The 23,328-nt window shown below is 48.9% G+C and carries 21 protein-coding genes and 1 pseudogene; 1 reads left to right on the top strand and 21 read right to left on the bottom strand.

Annotated features, from left to right (window positions below; all coding sequences use genetic code 11):
- Window positions 1–2 precede the first annotated feature (2 nt).
- The 12 genes and pseudogenes from R0134_RS12500 to bfr (R0134_RS12555) form a co-directional block, all read right to left on the bottom strand.
- Complete coding sequence (locus R0134_RS12500) at window positions 3–1,361, bottom strand: ABC transporter ATP-binding protein (protein WP_319782288.1); 1,359 nt, start codon at window positions 1,359–1,361, stop codon at window positions 3–5.
- Entirely contained in the window at window positions 1,351–2,178 is an 828-nt protein-coding gene (locus R0134_RS12505; protein ID WP_319782289.1) for an ABC transporter permease, read from the bottom strand. Before R0134_RS12505 ends, R0134_RS12500 begins: the two co-directional genes overlap by 11 nt.
- Before the next feature lie 426 nt (window positions 2,179–2,604).
- A pseudogene (locus R0134_RS12510) lies at window positions 2,605–3,354 on the bottom strand (IS5 family transposase).
- 131 nt (window positions 3,355–3,485) lie between these two features.
- Window positions 3,486–4,031, bottom strand: coding sequence for a dTDP-4-dehydrorhamnose 3,5-epimerase (gene rfbC, locus R0134_RS12515; protein WP_319782291.1), 546 nt, complete (start codon window positions 4,029–4,031; stop codon window positions 3,486–3,488).
- Window positions 4,028–4,915, bottom strand: coding sequence for a glucose-1-phosphate thymidylyltransferase RfbA (gene rfbA / locus R0134_RS12520; protein WP_319782292.1), 888 nt, complete (start codon window positions 4,913–4,915; stop codon window positions 4,028–4,030). Before rfbA ends, rfbC begins: the two co-directional genes overlap by 4 nt.
- The gene (rfbD, locus tag R0134_RS12525) at window positions 4,915–5,835 is read right to left on the bottom strand and encodes a dTDP-4-dehydrorhamnose reductase (RefSeq protein ID WP_319782293.1); all 921 of its coding nucleotides are present in this window, start codon (window positions 5,833–5,835) and stop codon (window positions 4,915–4,917) included. The genes rfbA and rfbD overlap by 1 nt, the downstream gene beginning before the upstream one ends.
- The gene (locus R0134_RS12530) at window positions 5,835–7,013 is read right to left on the bottom strand and encodes a dTDP-glucose 4,6-dehydratase (protein ID WP_319782294.1); all 1,179 of its coding nucleotides are present in this window, start codon (window positions 7,011–7,013) and stop codon (window positions 5,835–5,837) included. The genes rfbD and R0134_RS12530 overlap by 1 nt, the downstream gene beginning before the upstream one ends.
- A 376-nt stretch (window positions 7,014–7,389) precedes the next feature.
- Window positions 7,390–8,621 (bottom strand): IS3 family transposase gene (locus R0134_RS12535; protein ID WP_319782295.1). Its coding sequence is split into 2 segments (ribosomal slippage): window positions 7,390–8,273 and window positions 8,273–8,621, totalling 1,233 coding nucleotides; the frame shifts between segments, so codons are not numbered across the junction.
- A 129-nt stretch (window positions 8,622–8,750) separates the two neighbouring features.
- A complete protein-coding gene (gene fghA, locus R0134_RS12540; protein WP_319782296.1) occupies window positions 8,751–9,584 on the bottom strand; it encodes an S-formylglutathione hydrolase in 834 nt (277 codons plus the stop codon).
- A 350-nt stretch (window positions 9,585–9,934) separates the two neighbouring features.
- The gene (locus tag R0134_RS12545) at window positions 9,935–11,053 is read right to left on the bottom strand and encodes an S-(hydroxymethyl)glutathione dehydrogenase/class III alcohol dehydrogenase (RefSeq protein ID WP_319784367.1); all 1,119 of its coding nucleotides are present in this window, start codon (window positions 11,051–11,053) and stop codon (window positions 9,935–9,937) included.
- A 721-nt stretch (window positions 11,054–11,774) separates the two neighbouring features.
- Window positions 11,775–12,242 (bottom strand): bacterioferritin, encoded by a 468-nt coding sequence (gene bfr / locus R0134_RS12550; protein WP_087035039.1) that lies wholly within the window; start codon window positions 12,240–12,242, stop codon window positions 11,775–11,777.
- 12 nt (window positions 12,243–12,254) lie between these two features.
- Window positions 12,255–12,719: a bacterioferritin gene (gene bfr, locus R0134_RS12555; RefSeq protein WP_319782297.1), complete on the bottom strand. Its 465-nt coding sequence runs from the start codon at window positions 12,717–12,719 to the stop codon at window positions 12,255–12,257.
- Window positions 12,720–13,162: 443 nt separating this feature from the next.
- Here bfr (R0134_RS12555) and R0134_RS12560 point away from each other — a divergent pair, with 443 nt between their 5' ends.
- On the top strand, window positions 13,163–13,612 hold the full coding sequence (locus tag R0134_RS12560) for an REP-associated tyrosine transposase (protein ID WP_319782298.1): 450 nt from the start codon (window positions 13,163–13,165) through the stop codon (window positions 13,610–13,612).
- 383 nt (window positions 13,613–13,995) lie between these two features.
- Here R0134_RS12560 and R0134_RS12565 read toward each other — a convergent pair whose 3' ends face one another.
- The 9 genes from R0134_RS12565 to aroB all read right to left on the bottom strand — a co-directional run bounded on the left by R0134_RS12565 (window position 13,996) and on the right by aroB (window position 23,327).
- Window positions 13,996–15,213, bottom strand: coding sequence for a hypothetical protein (locus R0134_RS12565; protein WP_319782299.1), 1,218 nt, complete (start codon window positions 15,211–15,213; stop codon window positions 13,996–13,998).
- Between the two features lie 387 nt (window positions 15,214–15,600).
- Window positions 15,601–15,813 (bottom strand): hypothetical protein, encoded by a 213-nt coding sequence (locus R0134_RS12570; RefSeq protein WP_319782300.1) that lies wholly within the window; start codon window positions 15,811–15,813, stop codon window positions 15,601–15,603.
- 56 nt (window positions 15,814–15,869) lie between these two features.
- On the bottom strand, window positions 15,870–16,901 hold the full coding sequence (trpS, locus tag R0134_RS12575) for a tryptophan--tRNA ligase (RefSeq protein WP_319782301.1): 1,032 nt from the start codon (window positions 16,899–16,901) through the stop codon (window positions 15,870–15,872).
- A gap of 410 nt (window positions 16,902–17,311) precedes the next feature.
- Window positions 17,312–18,001 carry a phosphoglycolate phosphatase gene (locus R0134_RS12580; protein ID WP_319782302.1) on the bottom strand — a complete coding sequence of 230 codons (690 nt, stop codon included), beginning with the start codon at window positions 17,999–18,001 and terminating at the stop codon, window positions 17,312–17,314.
- Window positions 17,991–18,668: a ribulose-phosphate 3-epimerase gene (gene rpe / locus R0134_RS12585; RefSeq protein WP_087035044.1), complete on the bottom strand. Its 678-nt coding sequence runs from the start codon at window positions 18,666–18,668 to the stop codon at window positions 17,991–17,993. The genes R0134_RS12580 and rpe overlap by 11 nt, the downstream gene beginning before the upstream one ends.
- Window positions 18,669–18,761: 93 nt before the next feature.
- Window positions 18,762–19,007 carry a hypothetical protein gene (locus tag R0134_RS12590; protein WP_319782303.1) on the bottom strand — a complete coding sequence of 82 codons (246 nt, stop codon included), beginning with the start codon at window positions 19,005–19,007 and terminating at the stop codon, window positions 18,762–18,764.
- 544 nt (window positions 19,008–19,551) lie between these two features.
- A complete protein-coding gene (locus tag R0134_RS12595) occupies window positions 19,552–20,397 on the bottom strand; it encodes a Dam family site-specific DNA-(adenine-N6)-methyltransferase (protein WP_319784368.1) in 846 nt (281 codons plus the stop codon).
- 423 nt (window positions 20,398–20,820) lie between these two features.
- Window positions 20,821–22,251: an SPOR domain-containing protein gene (locus tag R0134_RS12600; protein WP_319782304.1), complete on the bottom strand. Its 1,431-nt coding sequence runs from the start codon at window positions 22,249–22,251 to the stop codon at window positions 20,821–20,823.
- On the bottom strand, window positions 22,248–23,327 hold the full coding sequence (gene aroB / locus R0134_RS12605) for a 3-dehydroquinate synthase (RefSeq protein WP_319782305.1): 1,080 nt from the start codon (window positions 23,325–23,327) through the stop codon (window positions 22,248–22,250). Before aroB ends, R0134_RS12600 begins: the two co-directional genes overlap by 4 nt.
- Between the last annotated feature and the right edge of the window lies 1 nt (window position 23,328).

A 23,328-nucleotide genomic window follows, 5' to 3' on the forward strand; every position in this document is an offset into this window, starting at 1 on the left:
GCTCACTCCTTTAGCTGCAAGTTAACCTTAGTCGGCAGGCTGGCAATACCGTGACTCACAGCCCTAGGTTCACTGACTTTAAGAATAATAATATCTGTTTTACGATCTAAATAGGCCATATCAGCATGACTTATAGCCTCGGCAATCGCTAAAGTCACAAAATAGGTGCCCTCGCACAACATGAGATCTAATTCAAAGCTGGCTTGTAATTGCTGACCTTGTTTGGGCTCAAGATAATTAAGCTGATGATACAAAGTGCTAGTACCAAACACCGGCACCCCTTCTACTGTGCGTACCAGTAAGCCCGCTTGTAACTCACTAATATTTGCCATTACATCTATATCAAAATGAATACGCGCCACATCACCACTGCGAAATACCTCACAAGCTTTACCTTGGCCATCTGTTACCTGCCAACCAGAAATAATTGCGCGTGCACCACCCTGGGGTTCAGTTGATACATTTTCAGCGACAATTATTTCATCGTCTTTATTTTCACTTACTTGATCGACCACACTATGAGCTTGGCTGGCCGCAGTATTCAAATAACGTAAGTAAGTTTGTTCATCGGAATATAAGAGCGCATGATATTGGTCGACCATTTCTTTAGCTGGGCCCATGCCGTGCATTTCACCTTTGTGCAGCAATACCGCACGCTGACAAAACTTCTCTACCGTGGCCGTGGAGTGGGTCACAATTAAAATGGCACATCCCTTTTGGCGTAATGCATCAATATAATCAAAGCATTTACGCTGAAACTTTTCATCGCCCACTGATAGCGCTTCATCGACGATTAATACTTGTGGCTCAACACAGGCTTGCACCGCAAAGGCCAAGCGCACATACATGCCGCTAGAATAAGTTTTTACTGGTTGATCAATGTGCTCGCCAATATCAGCAAAGGCTTCAATGTCGGCAAATTTTGCCTGCATTTCAGTGTGCGTGAAACCTAAAATAGCGCCGTTTAAATACACGTTATCCCGACCACTAAACTCAGGGTTAAAGCCCGCACCTAACTCTAACAAGGCGGCCAAGCGGCCATTAACTTTAACGTCTCCTGCGGTCGGCGTTAAGGTGCCGGCAATAATTTGTAACAGCGTACTTTTACCACTGCCATTACGGCCCATAATACCTAAGGTTTCGCCTTTTTTAACGTCAAAGGAAATGCCTTTTAACGCCCAAAATTCTTTGTAATAGCGACGTTTTTTGCCGGCAAATAACTGCTTTAACCGCTGATGGGGTTTGTCGTACATTTCGTAGCACTTAGTGATATTACGCACCGCAATCGCCACCTCAAGGTGAGCCATTGGCTCAGTTTTAGCATCCGTTGCATCAGCTACCGTTAGCGTTTTAGACAACATCAGCAAACCCCTTCTTAGTGAAACTAAACCAGCTGTAACCTAACCAACAAACCAGCAGCGACACCAAGCAATACAGCCCATAAGCCGGCCAGTTAATGCCTTTGTTAAACATCATTACATCGCGCGCTTGCTCAATCACAAAGCTTAACGGACTAAAATGCATCGCCGTTTGAAAGCCCTCAGGCAATATAGAGATAGGATAAAAAATGGGCGACAAATACATTAATACCATAACGCCGATGCCCACCACCTGGGCCACGTCGCGCACATACACACCCAATGAGGCTAAAAACCAGCTAATGCCCATCACCAGCACAATAAAAGGCACTAACAGCACGGGTAACAATAAGATAGTCAAAGGCGGCAAGCCGAAAAACATCAAATAAAACAGCAACCATACGCCAAAGCTCACTGCAAAATGAAACAGCGCATTACCCAGCACAATAAGCGGCAATATCTCCACCGGAAACACCACTTTTTTTACATAGTTAACATTACCGATGATCAGCAATGGCGCACGGGTGACACATTCGGAGAACAAGTTAAAAAGGATCAATCCAGCAAACAGCACCAGCGCAAATTCAGTTTTAGAGCCAGTACCCGTGCTCCAACGTGCTTGAAACACCACGCTAAATACGAAGGTGTACACGGCCAACATCAAGATAGGATTCACAAAGGACCAAAACAAGCCCATCGCCGAGCCTTTATAGCGGCCTACTACTTCACGCTTAATCATTGACCAGAGCAAACCGCTATGGCTACGCACTAAGCCCGGTAATTGCCGATGCATGGCACTAAAGGGAGAGGATGCTTTCATAAGTTTTTGATTTCGCTTTAGTTAATAAACACCCATAAGGGGCTGGGCAAAATAATCAGTTATTCTAGCAGAAAAAATAGCTGCAAGCTCTCACCTCGCAGCAACAAAAGACAGAGGCTTTCGGAAGAGTGTGGATGAAGGTGTGCTTGGTGAGGTGGTTTGGCGTATCGGGTTGAATATGTGCATGAGATGGCGCAGCGCGCCATTCCGCGGCTAAAGCGCGCGACTACATGTGGCTTCATTCTGAAGGTGCTGCTTTTGCTGCACAATGTTGCGTAGCTATATCTCAATCCTGATATTTTTCACACCACGCATTTTTAACTGCAAATGGTATCTTTCTGACTGACAAAAATATTGAATCTACAAGGGCAAACAGCTCATAATACGTTATGAATTATGTAAAATTACCTAGGGTCTGTTGACGTTTCACATGGGCAGCCATAGAAACCCGCAGGCCATGGCCACCGTGCTTGCGTAATTCCGCTTCAACTTGTCGAAGCGCGACGCCACGGCCCGATATTGCTTTAACCGAGCAAAGGCGTTTTCCACCAAATGTCGATAACGATACAAACCTCTATCCAAGTCAGCGTTACCTTTGGTGGAATTGCGCTTTCTGGGGATGACGGGTTGAGCGCCTTGTGATGCGATCTGCTCCCGGAGCGGTTCGCTGTCATAGCCTTTGTCCGCGATAATAGCTTGTGTGGCCGGCAGCTTGGCAATCAGTTCCGGCGCGGCCTTACAATCGTGAACCTCACCGCCGGTGATATCGAATTCGATGGGCAGGCCATAGGCATCCACGGCCAGATGAATCTTGGTGGTGTTACCTGCCCGGCTTTTCCCTATGGCTTGGTTATCAGAACGGGCTGCCCCTGCACTATGTTGATGCGCCTTGACGTAGGTGCCATCAATGAAGGACCACTCCAGGTCTGGCTGCACCACCAGCGCCTTGAAGATCCTGAGCCACTTGCCTGCGGCTGACCAGGCATTAAAGCGCTTGTAAACTTTGTTCTACCCTCCGAAAGCGGTGGGCAGATCCCGCCAAGGGCAACCAGTGCGCATACGATAAAGCATACCTTCTACCGTCATACGTAAATCACGCTTGTCATAGATGGATTCTTGCAGCAAAATTTTCCGTAGCTTCGACCAGAACTCATCAGTGAGCAGTGATCGGGGCATCGCAAACTCGTACCATTAGAATGTGATAACTTGAACAATACGATCTTTCTCTTTTATATCAATATCTTATAGTAAAACGTCAACAGACCCTAATTAAAAATTAATATTATATTTAGTAAATAATTACTATTTTAATTAAAACAATCTGAATTGTTAAATAATATTCCTTGTGCATCTTTGCCAGATAAAGTGGGAGAGTGCTGCAAAGGCCAAACAACATTGATCGTTGGATCATTCCAGATGATGCAACGTTCATGCTCTGGCGCATAGTAATCGGTTGTTTTATATAAAAACTCGGCGGTTTCAGAGAGCACCACAAACCCATGGGCAAAGCCCTCTGGCATCCATAGCTGGCGTTTGTTTTCGGCACTGAGCTCAACACCCACATACTGGCCAAAAGTCGCCGAGTTTTTACGTAAATCGATCGCCACATCAAAAACCCTACCTTGAGTACAGCGTACTAGCTTGCCTTGGGGTTGTTGAATTTGATAATGCAGACCGCGCAACACGCCCTTTACCGAGCGCGAGTGGTTATCTTGTACAAAGTTAACTGGGCGACCAATAGCTTGTTCAAATTGGCGTTGATTGAAGCTTTCATAAAAAAAACCGCGGTCGTCGCCAAACACTTTGGGCTCTAAAATAAGTACATCGGGAATGGCCGTTTTTATAATGTTCATGGGCGATATCCTGGTTTAATAAGATTCAGCAGATATTGACCATAGGCGTTTTTAGCTAAAGGTTCAGCCAGCTTTTGCACTTGCTCGGCGCTAATAAAGCCTTTACGATAGGCAATTTCTTCTGGGCAGGCGACCTTTAAGCCTTGGCGCTGCTCTATGGTCTGAATAAAGGTGCCCGCTTCCATTAAGCTGTCGTGAGTACCCGTATCTAGCCAAGCATACCCACGGCCCATGGTGGTTACCGACAGTTGCTGGCGCTCAAGATACACACTGTTTACATCGGTAATCTCTAACTCACCACGGTGCGAGGGCTTAATATTTTTCGCAATCTCGATCACTTGATTATCATAAAAATACAAACCCGTAACTGCATAATTACTCTTAGGCTGGGCGGGTTTTTCTTCAAGACTCAATGCTTGGCCTTGCTCGTTAAAGTCTACGACTCCGTAACGCTCTGGATCTTGTACATGATAAGCAAACACAGTTGCGCCCTGCTGCTGCGCGCCAGCTTGCTCTAATTCTTGCTGCAGATTATGGCCAAAGAAGATATTGTCACCCAATACCAGCGCACAGTTATCATCACCGATAAAGTCTTCACCAATAATAAAAGCCTGCGCTAAGCCATCTGGGCTTGGCTGCACCGCATATTGCAGGTTAAGGCCCCACTGGCTGCCATCACCCAATAGTTGTTCAAAACGCGGCGTATCTTGCGGCGTGCTGATAATGAGAATGTCTTTAATACCGGCCAGCATTAACGTGCAAAGCGGATAGTAAATCATTGGCTTGTCGTACACCGGCAGCAACTGTTTGCTCACGGTCATAGTTACCGGATATAGCCGAGTGCCAGAGCCGCCAGCTAAAATAATTCCTTTACGATTACTCATTAATTTTTTTCCAAAATTTCAGTTAGCATACGGGTCACACCTTGTTGCCAAGGTGGCAAGGTGAGACCAAAGGCGGTGCTTAGTTTTTTAGTATTTAGCCGAGAGTTAAGTGGCCGTTGGGCAGGCGTGGCGTAATCGGCTGTAGCAATGGCGTTAAGAGTGCTGAGTTTTAGCTCAAGACCTTGCGCGCGGGCATGAGCGAATACTTGCTCCGCGTATGCAAGCCAAGTGGTTTCACCGCTGGCGGCTAAATGATAAATGCCGGCTAGAGATGGAGTTTGCTGCGATCCCGCAAGCGAACTTACCCCCATCACAGTGCGAATGGCATGCGCGGTGCAATCGGCAATAAGATCGGCCCCGGTCGGCGCGCCTATTTGGTCGTTAATCACGCCAAGCTCTTCGCGCTCTTTGGCGAGGCGCAGCATGGTTTTAGCAAAGTTGTTACCGCGCGCGGCATACACCCAGCTAGTACGAAAAATGAGGTGCCGTTTACAGTTGTGAGCAATAATGTTTTCACCGGCCAGCTTAGTGGAGCCATACACATTTAGCGGTGCCGTGATGTCATCTTCCCGCCAAGGCGTATCACCTTCGCCGTTAAATACGTAGTCAGTGGAGTAATGCACCAGCCAAGCGCCAAGCTTGTTAGCTTCGGTGGCTAATACAGCCAAGGTATCGGCATTAATTTGGCGCGCCAGCATTGGTTCGCTTTCGGCTTTATCCACTGCGGTGTAGGCGGCGGCATTAACGATTACGTCTGGCTTAAGCGCTCGTATAGTTTGGACTAGCTCTTCAGGCTTAGTTAAATCACCACAAAACTCTGTTGAGTGACGGTCTAGTGCCGTAACCGTGCCTAATGGCGCCAGCGCGCGCTGCAGCTCCCAGCCTACTTGGCCGTTTTTGCCCAATAATAAGATGCGCATTACTCGGCCCCGTACTGCTGGCTGATCCAGTTTTGGTAGGCGCCGCTTTGGACGTTGGCTACCCAGTCTTGGTTATCTAAATACCATTGCACTGTGCTGCGAATGCCCGACTCGAAGGTTTCTTGTGGCGTCCAGCCCAGCTCACGCTCAATTTTGCTGGCGTCGATGGCGTAACGGCGGTCGTGGCCAGGGCGGTCGGCAACATTAATGATTAATGAGGCATAGCCAGTGAGATGAGAGGCATGAGGCGTGAGGTGTAGCGGTGCCAGTTCATCTAGAATGTCGCAGATGGTGTGCACTACTTCTAGATTTTGCTTCTCGTTATGGCCACCTATGTTGTAGGTTTCGCCTACTTCGCCTTCCGTTACCACTTTATATAGCGCGCGTGCGTGATCTTCTACGTGCAGCCAGTCGCGAATTTGATCGCCGTTGCCATATATGGGTAACGGCTTGCCTGCCAGTGCGTTTAAAATCACCAGTGGAATAAGCTTTTCGGGAAAATGATACGGCCCATAGTTATTTGAACAGTTGGTGATCAGTGTTGGAAAGCCATAAGTACGCAACCAAGCGCGCACTAAATGATCACTGGATGCTTTAGATGCCGAGTATGGGCTACTTGGAGCGTAAGAAGTGGTCTCGGTGAAAAGCGGAAGGCTATTAATGTTTAATTTTGCATTTTTAATGTTTGATTGTTCGTTACTTTCACTTAATTCACCATTCACCATTAAGCATTCAACATTGCAGTCATTAGGGTGCGGTAGATCGCCGTAGACTTCGTCGGTACTTATATGGTGAAACTTAAATGCGGCTTTGCGCGGCTCATCTAGCTGATTCCAGTAGGCGCGCGCGGCTTCTAATAGAGTATAAGTGCCCACTATGTTGGTAGTGATAAATTCTGCCGGGCCGGTAATAGAGCGGTCTACGTGGCTTTCTGCCGCTAGATGCATTACTGCGTCTGGCTGGTGCTTGGCAAATACGGCATCAAGTGCTGCGCGATCACAAATATCGACTTTTTCGAAACGATAACGGTTTGATTCTGCAACAGACTTAAGTGACTCTAAGTTACCGGCATAGGTGAGTTTATCCAGATTGACCACTTGGTCTTGGGTGTGGTCAATTATGTGGCGCACCACAGCTGATCCGATAAAGCCGGCGCCGCCGGTAACTAAAATCTTCATAAATATTGTTCTCTATAAGTTAGTGCAACGAGGCGCAAATACGCCCATCAAAGCAACCGCTGATATTAACATAGCAGGCCGTACCTCAAAAGCGCATAGCGCTTTAGGTAATGTTGAATTTTAAATTAAGACCTTCATTCAACATTGCACACTGCGCTTGCATGCAGCAGGAATGTAGTCGCGCGTTTTAACCGCGAAAACCTGCAACGCAGGTTCTGATGTACATGTTCTACCCGAGAAAACGAATGGGATTGGAATTTAAGCGTACGGTGCCATGGGAAAATATCGGAGTTGGGATATCGCTGCGCGATATTGCACAGCTAAAGCAGTGCCTTGCAGCATGTCTAGTCCTAGAATAGGTTTACACTATTTTATGTTAGTTTGAGTCCATAAACGCCCGATGCACCGCATCGGGCGTTTTGTATTGCAGCGCTAAATGTGGGCGCTCAGTATTATAAATTTGCACCGCCTCCTGAACCATACGTGTGGCTTGAGCCAGATCCTCAGGCTCATGCAGCAGGAGCTCATTCTTCAAAATCCCATTAATGCGTTCAGCTAAGGCATTTTGATAGCAATCGTACCCATCCGTCATCGAGCACTGGATACCATGTCGTTCATGCACGGCTTGATAAAACCCAGAGCAGTATTGAACACCTCGATCTGAATGATGCACTAAGGAATGCTTGGTGCTTCGTTGTCGCAGCGCCAATGTAAAAGCCTTAGCAACAGACTTAGCATGCATGCCCTCATGCACGTGATGGCCCACGATTTTACGTGAATAGGCATCGGTGATCAGACTCAGATACAGCGGGCCGGTTCGTGCAGGTAAGTAAGTGATATCGGCCACCCAGACATGCTCAGGGGCAGTGGGGATAACTTGCTTTGGCCCAGGCTTAAGCAGATTAGGGTGACGATAAAAGCGGTGAAAGCTATGAGTGGTTTTATGGTACGCGCGCTTGGGTGCCACCAACAGCCGGTATGCACGTAAGATATTAAACAGTCGATCGCGGCCAACGCGTAGCTGCTGGTTTGGCTGGCTGTGGAGCAGGTGGTGCAGCTTGCGGGTACCGAGTCTCGGTTGGCGTATTCGCACCTGTCTAACGTATTGCACCACGGTGTCGGCATGAGCATCTTTGCTATCCGCGGCTCTATTACGCCGGTAATAAGCTTGACGACTGATACGTAAATATTGGCAAGCCCTGACAATGCTCAACCCTCTGACGTGTTGGTCGGAGAGGACTTGCCTGATCGCTTTTTTACGATTGAAACCCCGTAATCCTTTTTTAAGACATCAACGACAGCCTCAAAAAACTGCGCTTTTTGAGACATTTGTGCGAGTTCTTGTTCGAGCTCTTTGATCCTTTGCTCTGGCGTTTGGGATTTAGAATCAGTCATAACCTGACCTCTATTAGCTCGGATCGACGCCCCTTGGCTCCAATCCTGTTGACCATGCTTTCTGAGCCAGACTAAGACGGTGGATCTGCCTTGAATTCCGTATCGGTCTTGGGCTTGTTTATATGTTAACTCGCCTTTTTCAATCTGGTCTACCACGGACAATTTAAAAGTCAGCGAGTAATCACGTTGAGTTCGTTTCACACCTTGTCCCATAGGGCTCTCCAAAATTAGAGGTAGAAGGTGTAAACCTTAATCAGGACGGGACAGCAGACAGAAAAAAGCCGCGAAATTCGCGGCTTTTATTCAACATTAACAATTAAGCATTTAACATTGCGCGCAGCGCTAGCCAAGGTGTTCGGCATGAAAACGCAGGTGGTCTTCGATGAAGCTGGCGATAAAGTAATAGCTGTGATCGTAACCGGGCTGCATACGCAGCGTTAAGTCCGCGTTGGCTTGCTTGGCCGCTTGTACTAAAGCTTGCGGTTTAAGCTGCTCTGCCAAGAAGTTATCCGCCTCACCTTGGTCGACCAAAATCGGCAAGGTGCAGCCTTTGCTCATCAGTAACAGACTGGCGTCATAATGGGCCCACATTTGACGGTTTTCACCCAAATATGCGCCTAAGGCTTTCTCGCCCCACGGGCAGTCGCTCGGGTTACAAATGGGCGAAAAGGCCGACACCGACACAAAACGCTCAGGGTTGCGCAGTGCTAACACTAAGGCACCATGACCGCCCATAGAATGGCCACTGATGGCCCGCTTACCAGACAATGGCAGTTGGGCTTCTACTAACGCCGGCAGCTCGTTCAGCACATAGTCGTACATATGGTAATGCTGGTTCCAGGGCGCTTGGGTGGCGTTAACATAAAAGCCTGCACCTAAGCCTAAGTCGTAAGCGGCATTTTCATCGTCCTCTACACCTTCGCCTCTGGGGCTGGTGTCCGGAATAATCAGTGCCAGCCCAAGCTCGGCGGCAATACGCTGGGCGCCCGCTTTGCTGGAGAAGTTTTCATCGGAACAGGTTAAACCCGACAACCAATACACGGCCGGCACTGGGCCCGCTGCTGCTTGGGGTGGTAAAAACACCGAAAACTGCATGCTGCAGTTGAGCACTTTTGAGTCGTGCTGGTAGCGAATTTGACGACCACCAAAACAGACTTGTTCTTGAACAATTTGCATGGAAGCTCCTGCCCGCAAAGCGGGAATGTTGAGTTTTGAATGCTGGATGTTGAATAAAGGGCTAAAGACAGAACCCATTTTTGCCACGGAAGAACACGGAACGCACGGACGTAGTTCACGTGCGACAAAAGACTTATTATTTGTAAGAGCCCCCCTTGGAGTTTGGGTCGGTTGGCTCTTACCATTAAAATTATTTTCAGAATTTATCTTTATTTTTCCGTGTTCTTCCGTGTATTCCGTGGCAAAGGGGTTTAGTCACTAAAATCTAAACCGAGATCCTGACTTTCGTCAGGAAGACGGCTTAAAGATAAACACCGCTCTTTGTTGAGCTTGGTGCTTAGTGCTGGTTTTTACTTATCAAAATGGATTACTGTGCGGATCGACTTGCCTTCGTGCATCAGATCAAAGGCTTTGTTGATGTCTTCTAGCCCCATGGTGTGGGTAATAAAGGTGTCTAACTCGAACTCGCCGTTCATGTACTGATCTACGATACCCGGCAATTGTGAACGACCTTTTACGCCACCAAAGGCGGAACCGCGCCATACACGACCGGTCACTAACTGGAACGGACGAGTAGATATTTCTTGGCCGGCACCGGCTACACCAATAATGACCGACTCGCCCCAGCCTTTGTGGCAGGCTTCAAGTGCAGAGCGCATCACTTTAACGTTACCGATACACTCAAACGAGAAATCGACGCCGCCGTCTGTCATCTCAACGATCACTTCTTGAATTGGCTTATCAAAGTCGTTGGGATTAAGGCAGTCGGTGGCACCCAATTGCTTGGCTACTTCAAACTTATCTTCGTTGATGTCGATGGCAATAATACGGCTGGCTTTGGCCATTACCGCGCCAATGATCACCGCTAAACCAATGCCGCCTAAGCCAAATACCGCCACCGTATCGCCTTCTTGCACCTTGGCGGTATGTTTAACGGCGCCTAAACCAGTAGTCACGCCACAGCCTAGCAAACAGACTTTTTCTAACGGCGCTTCTTTATTGATTTTGGCCAATGAGATTTCTGGTACTACGGTGCGTTCAGCAAAGGTGGAGCAACCCATGTAATGGAAGATAGGTTTGCCGTCTTTAAAGAAGCGCGTGGTGCCGTCTGGCATTAAGCCTTGGCCTTGAGTGGCACGCACGGCTTGGCACAGGTTAGTTTTGCCAGACGTACAATACTTACACACGCCACATTCGGCGGTGTACAGCGGAATAACATGGTCGCCCACGGCCAGCGTGGTCACGCCCTCGCCTATCGCTTCAACAATACCGCCGCCTTCGTGGCCGAGAATGGCCGGAAAGATACCCTCAGGATCGTCACCAGACAGAGTAAAAGCGTCCGTATGGCACACGCCCGTAGCCACAATGCGTACTAGCACTTCGCCTTTTTGTGGCGGCATAAGATCCACTTCTTCAATAGACAGCGGTTGGCCAGCGGCCCAAGCAACAGCGGCACGTGTTTTGATCATATCCATGAGTTTACTCCGATTGTTAACAAGTAAGAGAGGTGACGGTTATTAAGTGTAGGTAATAGTAGCGGCATTCAGTTTAGCCTTATTGGCTTAAAGATAAGCTCAACCAAGGCTAACCGCACAGCGACTATTTTACTAATGCCATTGTATTACATCACGGTATAGGAACAACGGCTTAAAATGGAAATGATTTTTACTGAGTGGTAATAATGATTGCCATACACAACGGTGTCGATGTTTACAGATGGCACTAATGGAGGCGCGCTCTTTGCTGCCTTATGGCTGGTTCTGGTGCACAATTCCACGCGCCGCTTTGCGCCACCAGCCGGCTGCTCTTACCTAAAAATAAGGGCTTCTACCAGTAACACCCGCCCCTGTAGAGGCCGTCTTTAGCCGGCCGGTTTTGTGTAACAAAACTAAAAAACAACCAAAATTGTCGGACTTGGGTTAGAAAAACAATCCAAATCTGTGCCGCTGCGCGCCACCAGCCAGCTAAAGCGGCCTCTACTGTACCCGTGGTCGTGTTTGATATTTTTCGTGTCGCTGCGCGCCACCGGCCGGCTGAAGCGGCCTCTACTGTACCCGTGGTCGTGTTTGATATTTTTCGTGCCGCTGCGCGCCACCGGCCAACTGCTCTGACCTAAACCACAAACAGATATTAAAAAACCGCTTTCGCGGTTTTTTTTAAGCTGGGTGCTGGTCGCTCGGCGCTGATGTTTTACATCTGCGACTGTAGGTAATTCTGTAGTCCGATTTTGCCGATTAGGCCTACTTGCTGTTCTAACCAATGGGTGTGATCGTTTTCGGTATCGTCCAACAGCACTTGTAGCATGTCGCGAGTTTGATAGTCGCGCACTTGCTCACACAAGGCCATGACGTTGCGCAAATCAACGATCACCTTTAATTCCAAATCAAGGTCGCTTTGCAGCATGCTCGGCACGTCTTTACCAATGTTCAGCGGTGCACGGGCGACCATATTTGGCGTGCCACCCAAAAACAGGATGCGCTGAATGATCAAAGAAGCATGGCCTTTTTCATCATCAAATTCATGATCGATACGCTCAAACAGCTTTTGAAAGCCCCAGTCTTCATACATGCGAGAATGAATAAAATACTGATCCATTGAGCTCAGCTCACCGGCTAACAAGTCGTTTAGCGCGTCTATTACCTTGGCATTACCTTTCATATTCTTTTCCCCTTACATTTGCGATTGCAGGTAGTTTTCGAGCCCTACACTAACAATCAAATCCAGTTGGGTATCAATCCAGTCCAGATGCTCTTCTTCATATTCTTCAATTTCGCATAACAAAGCGCGCGATACATACTCTTGAATCGACTCGCAGTAAGCGATGGCGTCTTTTAACACTGCCAGTTGCTCTTCTGCTTGCAGTTTGTCGCATTGCAGCATTTCTTGGGTGTTTTCACCAATGCGCAAGCGATTCAAATGCTGCAGATTCGGCAGACCTTCCAGAAACAACACCCGCTCAATCAGCTTATCGGCTTGTTTCATGTCTTTAATGGACTTTTTGTATTCGCGCTCGTCTAGCTGGTGCAAGCCCCAGTTTTTGAACATGCGGGCATGCAAAAAATACTGATTAATGGAGGTGAGCTCTAGGCCCAGCACCTGATTGAGGTACTCAATGACTTTTTTATCGCCTTTCATAACATCCTCCTCTTAAATTGTGGGCTAAGCATAGTCGTTAATCGCCAACTTTACAAACTTGAACTATAGATAAGTGTTTGATTTTACTTAAATAACGTAGTCGCAATGAGAATGAATTGAATTAACAACAGCAGCGCCCTGCACGACGCGCAATGGTTAATTTTTAAAATTGAATGGTTAATTAAAAACGCACAAAATATTTTGCACACATTACACAGTGCCGCAGCACCCACCAGCCTTGGTAGAGGCCGCCTTTAGCCGGCCGGTTTTGTGTAACAAAACAAGAACACCAATAAACACGCCAATATAAAGCATCTGCGCACATGGTGGTGTTCGACGTATTGCGTGCCGCCTTTAGCCGGCCGGCCTTGTCTAAAGCAAGGCTTCTACCAAAGCCCGCTACGTTATGTGGCCTACACTCACTATTTGGTATGGGGAGAGCTATGCCATATAAAAATGCGGTAGCAGGTAGAGTCTCTCTACCTGGTCAGGTTTATCACATCACTATGTGCACCCATCAGCGCCAGCCATTTTTTGCTTGCTGGAAGGCGGGTCGGATATTGGTGCACACCTTAAAAGATCTACAACAGCAACAACTAGCCAATTCCTTAGCTTGGGTGATCATGCCGGATCATTTACATTGGTTAATGCAATTGGGTGAAAGCCATGATTTATCCTCGACTTTGCAGCTATGCAAAGGGCGTTCAGCCAGAGCAATTAATTTGCATTTGAATCGCCAAGGTAGGTTATGGCAAAAAGGTTTGAACGAAACCACTATTCGCAAGGATGAAGATTTACGAATGGTTGCAAGATATATAGTGGCAAATCCATTACGTGCACAACTGGTGAATAAATTAGGAGATTACCCACTGTGGGATGCGGTATGGCTGTGATTGATATAGTGCCGCTACCAACACACCAGCTCTTGTAGAGGCCGCCTTTAGCCGGCCGGTTTTGTATAACAAAACTAAAAAACCAATAAGCACGCCAATAGTAAATATCAGAATTGCACCTGTATCCGTAGTGGTATCCGACGTATTGCGCGCCGCTGCGCGCCACCAGCCGGCTAAAGCGGCTTCTACAAAAATACCCGCCCCGGTAGAGGCCGTCTTTAGCCGGCCGGTTTTGTGTAACAAAACTAAAAAGCCTTGATTTCATAGTGCCGCTGCGCGCCACCGGCCAGCTGAAGCGGCCTCTACCAAATCAGGTACAAAAAACAGATAAAAAAGCCGCGAAGTTCGCGGCTTTTTTATTTAGCTTGGTGCTCGGAGCTGAATTACTTCACCCAAATTGGGTTGGAGTAGGCTTTGTTGCCTTGTACGTCTTCGACTATCCACTGCATCCAAGTGCGGTTGGGCGGTACGGGTACGCCGGTTCTAAACAGCTTGGCACCGTTGATTTTCCAACCTGCCACTTGCACGCCGTCTAACCAGATTTCGGCTTTAGCCAGTCCTACTTCGGAGCGAAACTCCACTTCGGTTTTACTAAAGGGTGCGGCTTCGCCACCAAAGTTAGTGGTCAACGGATACACTTCTGGACCGAAGCTGACGAAGCTGTGGCCACGGGCGGCGGCACGGGCGAAGTCGGCGGTAATACTGCCTTTAGGCGTGTAAGCGTACACTTTACCGCTGTGTTGCTTGGCATTTTTCAGCAAAGGACCGGCGTTTAAGTACACACGCTCGCCTCTGTCCCAACGCTGGCGCATCACTGTCATGTAGTTTTCAAAGTTGCCGGTGGTCGGTTTTAAATCAAACAAACCCAATTCGGCTTGTGGGCTGGTGCTGGTGTAAAACTGCTTGTCGCTTTGCAGGCTACCCAGTGAGCCGGCACTCAGCCAAGCGCTAAACTCGGTATTTTTATCTGTACTCTTGCCTACACTCTTGCCTGAATAGCTGCGGCGTAAATCGTCGGTCTCATACAGCGCACTGAGTTCATTTTGCAGTTGCGCCGAGGTCCAATGATTGCGCACCATGCGCGTCATGTCGTTGTAAGTGGCCACGTTGCTATTATTAATGGGCGCATTACGTTCTAACTGATAACCGGCGAACAGGGTTTCTTTCACTTGGCCTTGTAACTGAGTAGTGAGCTTTACGCCGGGGTAGTTTTTGTGCACTTCATAGGTGCTCAGCACCTGCTGGCCATTCCAATTACGCGTGACTTTAATCACCAGCTCATCATTGGTGTGTTTCACTATCTCGGTTTTTTCGAGCTTAAGCTCGCCGACATCTGGGGTGAAGTCTACGGATTTCACCAAGTCTTTGGTGTATAAGCCATCTTCTACCATGGCTAAATCCACTAATACCCCTTGGGATAACGCGAAGGCAAAGTAGGGAGTGGTGACGGTAATGTCGTCTGCGCCTTTGGCATCACCATTCACTATGCTGGTAGGGCCATGGGTCACATCGATTTTGGTAGCAATGTCAGCAGTTTTAGAAGAGCAAGCGGTTAACACCATGGCGGCCAGCAATGTGAGGCCCGTTTTATAAAAGCGCATGTTAAAAAACCCTGAGTAGAAGAACGACCATAAAGTAAGAATTTTGACAGGTATTGACCAGAACTCAAGCTTAGCCGTAAACGGCACCACTTAATGTTAGATGCTTAATGTTGAATGAGCGTAACTAAAACGGCACTTATGCCTAAGAGACCCGCAGCCAAACCGACCGCAGCATAGCCAAAAACGTATGAGCACCCAGCAGATTCGAGATCATTCTCAAAGCTTTCGCCGCGAGTACCATATTCAAAATTAAACACTCAACAATAAAAACGCGCGACCAATTAGGTCGTTACTGTTGAACCGCATGCTAAACGCCGAGTACGACAATGCGATCGACTAACAACAGTCGATGAATAAGTAAGGTTAATGGAGCGAGAACTGAGCAGATTAGTGAGTGAGAAGACGGCCTTGGGCAAGTTCGCGTTCGCGTTGGCATTCGGCCAAGTAGATGGCGGCAACCACGGCGGGACGGCTGTGATAATCATCAATCACTTTGGAGACCATAAGATCGAGCGTTCTATCATTTTTAGCCATGCGAAATTTGCGTAACCAATAAAATTTATCGATTAAATCGCTTTCAAGGGGCTGGGTTTCTGTCATCAAAGGGTATAAATCCAATTAGGTGGTTTAAAAAGGGCCTATTGGCCCCTTAAACATTAGCGATTTCGGGGTACGAAACCAAGCACATCATATACATTTTCTAGGGTATTCGCAGCTTTCACACGGGCCTTATCGGCTCCCAGCGACAATATTTTACTCAAACCTGCTTCATCGGCGCGCAGCTCATGAAAACGGGCTTGAATGGGTTCTAACATCGCTAGTACCGCATCGGCAGTTTCGGTTTTAAGGTGGCCATACATCTTGCCTTCAAAGTGCTGCTCTAGCTCTTTAATGCTGCGGCCAGTGGCACCGGACATTAAGGTTAGCAGGTTTGACACGCCGGGTTTATTTTCTACATCAAAACGCACTACGGCTGGCTCTTCTGAGTCGGTGACGGCGCGTTTTAGCTTTTTGGCGATCACTTTAGGATCTTCTAACAGGCCGATAAAGTTATTCACGTTTTCGTCCGACTTAGACATCTTTTTAGTCGGCTCTTGCAAGCTCATGATGCGCGCGCCATCCACCGGAATAAACGGCTCAGGCACGGTAAATACTTCGCCATACAGCTGATTAAAACGATGAGCTACATCACGGGATAATTCTAAATGCTGCTTTTGGTCGTTGCCCACCGGCACTTGGCTGGTTTGATAGAGCAAGATATCGGCAGCCATTAACGCCGGATAAGTGAATAAGCCGGCGTTGATGTTTTCTGCATAACGGCTGGACTTATCTTTAAACTGAGTCATGCGCGATAACTCGCCAAACTGGGTGTAGCAATTTAGCACCCATGCCAACTGGGCGTGCTCAGGTACATGCGACTGAATAAAAATCGTGCTCTGCTCAGGATCCAGACCAATGGCCAAATATAAGGCCGCTGCATCTAAGCAAGCAGCACGCAGCGCTTTAGGGTCTTGGCGCACGGTAATGGCATGCAGGTCAACGATGCAATACAAGCAGTCATAGTCTTGCTGCATGGTCACCCATTGGCGAAGCGCCCCCATGTAATTGCCTATGGTGAGCTGGCCCGACGGTTGGGCACCGCTAAAGACGATGGGTTTGGCCGAGGCCTTAGCTTGCTGTTCAACCATGATGCTGTTCCTTGTGTGCATATTTTTAATGTGCAGTTTGAATTAAGTGTTTAATAAATAGTAGATTTTGTGCGCAGCAAAACTAAACCGTGTTTCGCACTCTTTACCTATGACACGGCCATCTACAAAAGACAGGCCCTTGTAGCCGGCCGTCTCTTTGGCAAAGAGGACTTCGCCGGGCCAGCGTAGCTGGCATTTTTAAAACCAAAACATAAAACCGCGGCGAATTCTTTTTATCGTAAACAGAGGTATTTACAAAAGACTGGCTCTTGTAGCCGGCAACTTGTTCGCCGGGCCAGCTTAGCTGGCATTTTTAAAACCAAAACATAAAACCGTGGCGAAGTCCTCTTTACCTAAGAGACGGCCACCTACAAAAAACGGTGTCTGTCTTTTAGCTAGAAGCTCGGCACTTACTTCAGTAAATCGAGCAGGCCTTCAATGTTATCTAACACCCAGTCGGGGTTACTGTCGGCGATATTGCGCCCGTAGTTATAACCGTAGGTCACGCCCACCACACGCATGCCTGCGGCCTTGGCGGCCAGCACGTCGTTTTCGGAGTCGCCCACCATAATACTGTGCTCCGGCGCAATATTAAGCGTCTGACACACATGCAATAAGGGCGCGGGATCTGGCTTTTTTTGTGCCAAGCTGTCGCCGCCTAAAGCTTGCGAAAAATACTCGCTCAAGCCGCTGCTGGCTAAAATGTCAGGCACAAAGCGATAGGGCTTATTGGTCACTAAGGCCAAGGCTTTGCCCGCAGCTTTAAGCTGGCTTAAGGTATCGAGCACGCCCGGATACAGCACGACATTGTGCTTAGCTACGCTGTCATAAGCCGCATCAAAGCTCGCACGGGCCGCTTGTTGCTCATGCTCACTCGGCGATTGGCCAAGAGCGTCAGTCAGCGCGCGCTCCACTAGCTTATCAGCACCATTGCCAACCCAGTGCTGCACCGCCTGCTTTGGGGCTTGAGCAAAGCCAAGTTCTACCAGCATCAAGTTTACCGCCTGCCAGAGCTGCGGCAGGCTATCGATCAAGGTGCCGTCTAAATCAAACTGCACCAACTGGATATTACTCAGCTTATTTACATCATTACTTGGCATTGACGTGTGCCAACTCGCGGCGCATTTGATCGATCACCGCTTTATAGTCGGGCTGGCTAAAAATAGCCGAGCCGGCCACAAACATATCGGCGCCCGCTTCGGCGATAGCGCGAATGTTCTCAACTTTAACGCCGCCGTCGATCTCTAGGCGAATTTGGCGACCACTGTCATCAATCATGCGGCGCACTTGGCGTAATTTATCGAGGGTGCCATCAATAAAGGACTGGCCGCCAAAGCCTGGATTGACCGACATCAGTAAGATCACGTCTACTTTATCCATCACGTACTCTAAATAGCTCAGCGACGTGGCGGGGTTAAACACCAAGCCTGCCTGACAGCCCTGCTCTTTAATTAGGCCTAAAGTACGGTCGATATGTTCGGAAGCTTCCGGATGAAAGGTAATAATAGACGCGCCCGCCTTGGCAAACTGCGGCACTAGGCTGTCTACTGGCTTCACCATGAGATGCACATCTATAGGGGCGGTAATGCCGTAATCGCGCAGCGCTTGGCAGACCATAGGGCCTATGGTGAGATTAGGCACGTAATGGTTATCCATTACATCAAAGTGCACCACATCGGCTCCAGCCTGGAGCACGCGGTCCACTTCTTCTCCTAAACGGGCAAAGTCAGCAGACAAGATAGAGGGGGCAATCAGGTAGTCGGTCATAGGGGTTCCCATAGGCGCAAAAAAACCGTTCAATTCTAACTCAAATCAGCGCAGAGCACCAAGCGCTGCCGCTATAAGGGCAATGTTGAATGGTTAATTTTGAGTGTTTAATGAAAACTCTGTGCCGAGCTGTTTTGCGTGCCGCGACGCGCCACTACCAACAACACCCGCCCTGGTAGAGGCCGCCTTTAGCCGGCCGGTTTTGTGCAACAAAACAAGAAAACCAATAAACACGCCAATAGTAAATATCAGAATTGCACCTGTACCCGTCGTGATGTTCAACGTTTTTCGTGCCGCTGCGCGCCACCAGCCGGCTGAAGCGGCTTCTACCAACAACACCTAACTCTTAGAGGCCGCTTTTAGCCGGCCGGTTTTGTGTAACAAAACTAAAAAACTGTCAGCCTTGGGTTAGAAAAATAATCCAAATCTGTGCCGCTGCGCGCCACCGGCCGGCTGAAGCGGCTCCTACAAAAATACCCGCCTTGGTAGAAGCCGTCTTTAGCCGGCCGGTTTTGTGTAACAAAACAAGAGAACCTATAAACACGCCAATAGTAAATATCAGAATTGCACCTGTACCCGTCGTGATGTTCGACGTTTTTCGTGCCGCTGCGCGCCACCAGCCGGCTGAAGCGGCTTCTACAAAAATACCCGCCTTGGTAGAGGCCGCCTTTAGCCGGCCGGTTTTGTGTAACAAAACTAAAAACTATCGGATTTGGGTTAGAAAAATAATCCAAATTTGTGCCGCTGCGCGCCACCGGCCAGCTGCTCTTACCTAAAAATAAGGGCCTCTACCAACAACACCCGCCCTGGTAGAGGCCGCCTTTAGCCGGCCGGTTTTGTGTAGCAAAATAAGAAATTTTATCCGACAGCAACAGTATGAGCTTTAAAGCTCAATACTAGGCGTTGGGTGTTCCGTATTCTCTTCAGTAAACAGTGCGAGCAGTTCGTCGACGCGTTTGCGATTGAGGGCGTTGCGACTGATGGTGCGCTTGACTGAGATCACTTGTAGATCGGCGCCACGATACAGCTCGCGAGTGAGCTCAATATCGTGATTGCTCACTAATACCGGCACGCCTTTAGCGGCGGTTTCGCGGGCTAAGCGTGCCAGTATGGCTTGATCGTCTAACGTAAAGCCGTTGGCCGCATAGGTGGTAAAGCCGGTGGTCGATAAAGGCGCGTAAGGCGGGTCGCAGTAAAACACTTGATCTGCTTGTGCTTGTGCAAATACCTCGGCGTAGCCTTTGCAAACGAAAGTCGCCTTCTGGGCTTTTTCGGCAAAAAACCACAGCTCACGCTCGGGAAAATACGGCTTTTTATAGGCACCAAAGGGCACATTAAAACCGCCACTTTTGTTATAACGGCACAAGCCGTTATAACCGTGACGATTTAAATATAAAAACAGTAAGGCGCGGCGAAATCGGTCTTGCTCTTGATTAAAGGCGATACGATAGTCGTAGTAAGCCGCTTTATCGTTATTGGCAGGGATAAACAAGGCTGCCGCTTCGCGGATAAACACCTCGGGCTTGCTTTTCAGCAACTCATAGAGGTGGATTAAGTCCGCGTTAATGTCGGCCAGTAAGTAAGACTCAAAGTCAGAGTTTAAGAATACCGACCCCGCGCCCATAAAGGGCTCAACCAGCTGACGACCTTCGGGCAAGCGCGCATTAATGCTTTCTACGAGGCCGTATTTTCCACCTGCCCATTTTAAGAATGCCCGAGTTTTAGTCATTGTTGTCATTAAAGCCGAACCAATAAAGGGCGCGCATTGTAACCATTAGCCGCTGTGTTGGCTATGGTTGCGATTGGGATGATACCTAGCTGGCCGCAACAGCAGTGACGGCTACGACGCAACTGAATAAAGAAAAACCTAATTTCTAACCTGCTTTTGCCACATCTCTCGTAGCAAGAGCCTTAATCTTTAAGATCTAGAACCAATGCTATTTTTGCCACGGAAGAACATGGAACTCACGGAAGAGTTCACAAGCGACAAGAGACTAAAAGTTTATGGGTAAGAGCTCGCCTCTGATGTTCTGGTGGTTGGCTCTTACCATTAATAGTTACTTTCAGATCTGATCACTATTTTTCTTTGTGTTGTCCGTGCGTTCCGTGGCAGAAATTTTTTATCTTTTGTTAAGCTTGGCGCGGCTTATCACTACTGCGCGACTTCTTTTTGCACTTGTCCGAACGGTTTAGGCCAAGGTTTAGCGGCTTGTAATTCTGACGCCAGCCCTTTAACTGCATCGCGGGCTTGCTTCGCCGATACATAATCGCCTTGAACTAAGACAAACCAAGGTTGACCGTCAATGGTACGCGGATAAACCCAAGCTGGGCTCAGTTTATGCTGGCTTACCAGCGCTTCTAATACCGACTTATTGCGCCCCGCCATCAGCTGTAAGGTGTAACGCTGGCCTGATCTTTGCTTCAAGCTCGCAACACTGCCTAAGTTGCCGTTGGCAGCCGCATTTTGGCTGGCCGCAGGCGCTTGTGCGGCAGGCTGGGGCACAACAGGAGCCTGAGGCGCTGGCTGAGGCGCGGCTGGCTTAGCGGGCGCCGTTTGTGCCGTAACCGGCGCATTGGGCTGGCGTTGCATCAGCTGGTTCACCACTTCATCTTCAATCACCACCCGCTCTTTATCGCCGTCATCTGGCGTTTCGGTATCTGTAGCCGCGATGGTGGGTGATTCTGGCAGTGTCGGATTCGCCCAAGGTTGTACCACTGCTTCGCCGTTAATATCGGTATTGGTGAGCGTAGTATTGGCATCCGCAGTAAGCGGCTGGCCGCTATTAGGGATGCCCGTAGGCAGTGCAGTGAGATCGTCTTGCGGTGACTGAGCAAGCTCAGACTTATCTGGCCCACCGGTTAAACTCACGATCACTATCAGTAACAGCACCACTATCAGTACGGTGAGTAATGCTTTAACAGATTTTTGCTCTAGTAGCTGACGATAGTCTTGTATATTCATCTGTGGCTCCATCATGGCGATCACTTGGCCCGGATAATGAATATCCTGAGCGGCGTCTTGGGGGGGCTGAAACTTCAAGGCTTGCCATAGTTGCTGTTGGTCGTCGGCCGTTAAAGGCGGCACTTCCACTTCTAGCATTTGGCTTTGCATCACCTCATCAAGCTGCTGGCGCACTTGCTCTGCCCATTCGGCAGTGCCCAATAACAGCATAAAAGGCCGCACCGCTGCCGGCAAGGTCCCGTAGAGTTGCACCAGCTCTTGCAGTTGAATATCCGTCAACCAAGCGCCGTTGTCTACCACCAGTAAGCGTTTATGTAAGCTCTGTGCTAAGAGTCGCGTCATGGAGTCCACTAACGAGTCTTGGGCATCAAAAATCGCCCCAGGAAACCAATGGCTGAGTAGCGCTTCGCGAAAACGGACGTGGCTGTCGAGTGTCTTAGCATCCAATATTACCGGATAACTGAGGCTGGCTTGCTCGATAAATAGGTTAGCTAAATGGGTCTTACCCGCGCCCTCTGGGCCCGTAAGCAAGATAAAATCGGTTTCAAGGCGGGAAAGATGGCGCAGCCGCGCGAGCAGCTGCTGCTGAGAAGAAAAAGGTAAACTTACGGTGTCGGTCACACCGAGGATTCCGACACCACCAAGCCTAACTGTTGTTCACTAACGTCACTGACCACCTGCGCACTGCCAATACCGAGCGGTAATACCAGGCGTAATTGGCCGGCCAATACCTTTTTATCGCGCATCATGTGCGGCAAGTATTGACTTAAACCCATGGTTTCGGGGCCGGTGATTGGCAGCTTGGCGGCCAACAATAGCTGCTTAACGCGCTCAACTTGTTGGTCTGTCATCTCGCCGCGTAAGCGCGCCGTGTAACAGGCTTGCACCATACCCACCGCCACCGCTTCACCGTGTAACCAATTGCCATAACCCATTTCGGCTTCAATGGCGTGGCCAAAGGTGTGCCCAAGGTTAAGCAAGGCGCGCACGCCATGCTCACGCTCGTCACGGCCCACCATGTCGGCTTTGATTTCACAGCAACGGCGAATGGCGTAACTCAAGGCGCTGGGCTCTAGCTGTTGTAAGCGCGACACATTTTCTTCGAGCCAGCTAAAGAAATCTGCATCCCAAATAATGCCGTACTTAATGACTTCCGCCAGACCAGCGGCAAATTCCCGCTCAGGTAAGGTTTGTAAACACAAGGTGTCTATCAGCACTAGTTGTGGTTGATAGAAGGCACCAATCATGTTTTTACCCAAGGGATGGTTAACCGCGGTCTTGCCCCCTACCGAGGAGTCAACTTGCGCCAATAACGTGGTGGGCACCTGAATAAAAGGCACTCCGCGTTGGTAACAGGCTGCGGCAAAGCCGGTTAAGTCACCAATCACACCGCCACCTAAGGCAATAAGCGTAGTGTCGCGGCCATGGTTACCGGCCAGCAAAGCGCCCATCACCTGATTAAAGGTATCTAAGCTCTTAAACTGTTCGCCATCGGGCAGCACCAAAGACTCAACTTGCAGTGGCGCTAACGCCGCCAACAAGGTGTCTAGGTATAAGGGCGCCACCACTTCGTTGGTGATGACCATGACTTTGCTGCCACTAATGGCATTACGCAACAGTTCGCCTTGAGTGAGCAGATGCTCAGCAATGAGGATGGGGTAGCTGCGCTCACCCAAACTTACGGTTAACCTTTCCATG

It is taken from the genome of Oceanisphaera sp. IT1-181 (genome assembly GCF_033807535.1).
Lineage (GTDB): Bacteria > Pseudomonadota > Gammaproteobacteria > Enterobacterales > Aeromonadaceae > Oceanimonas.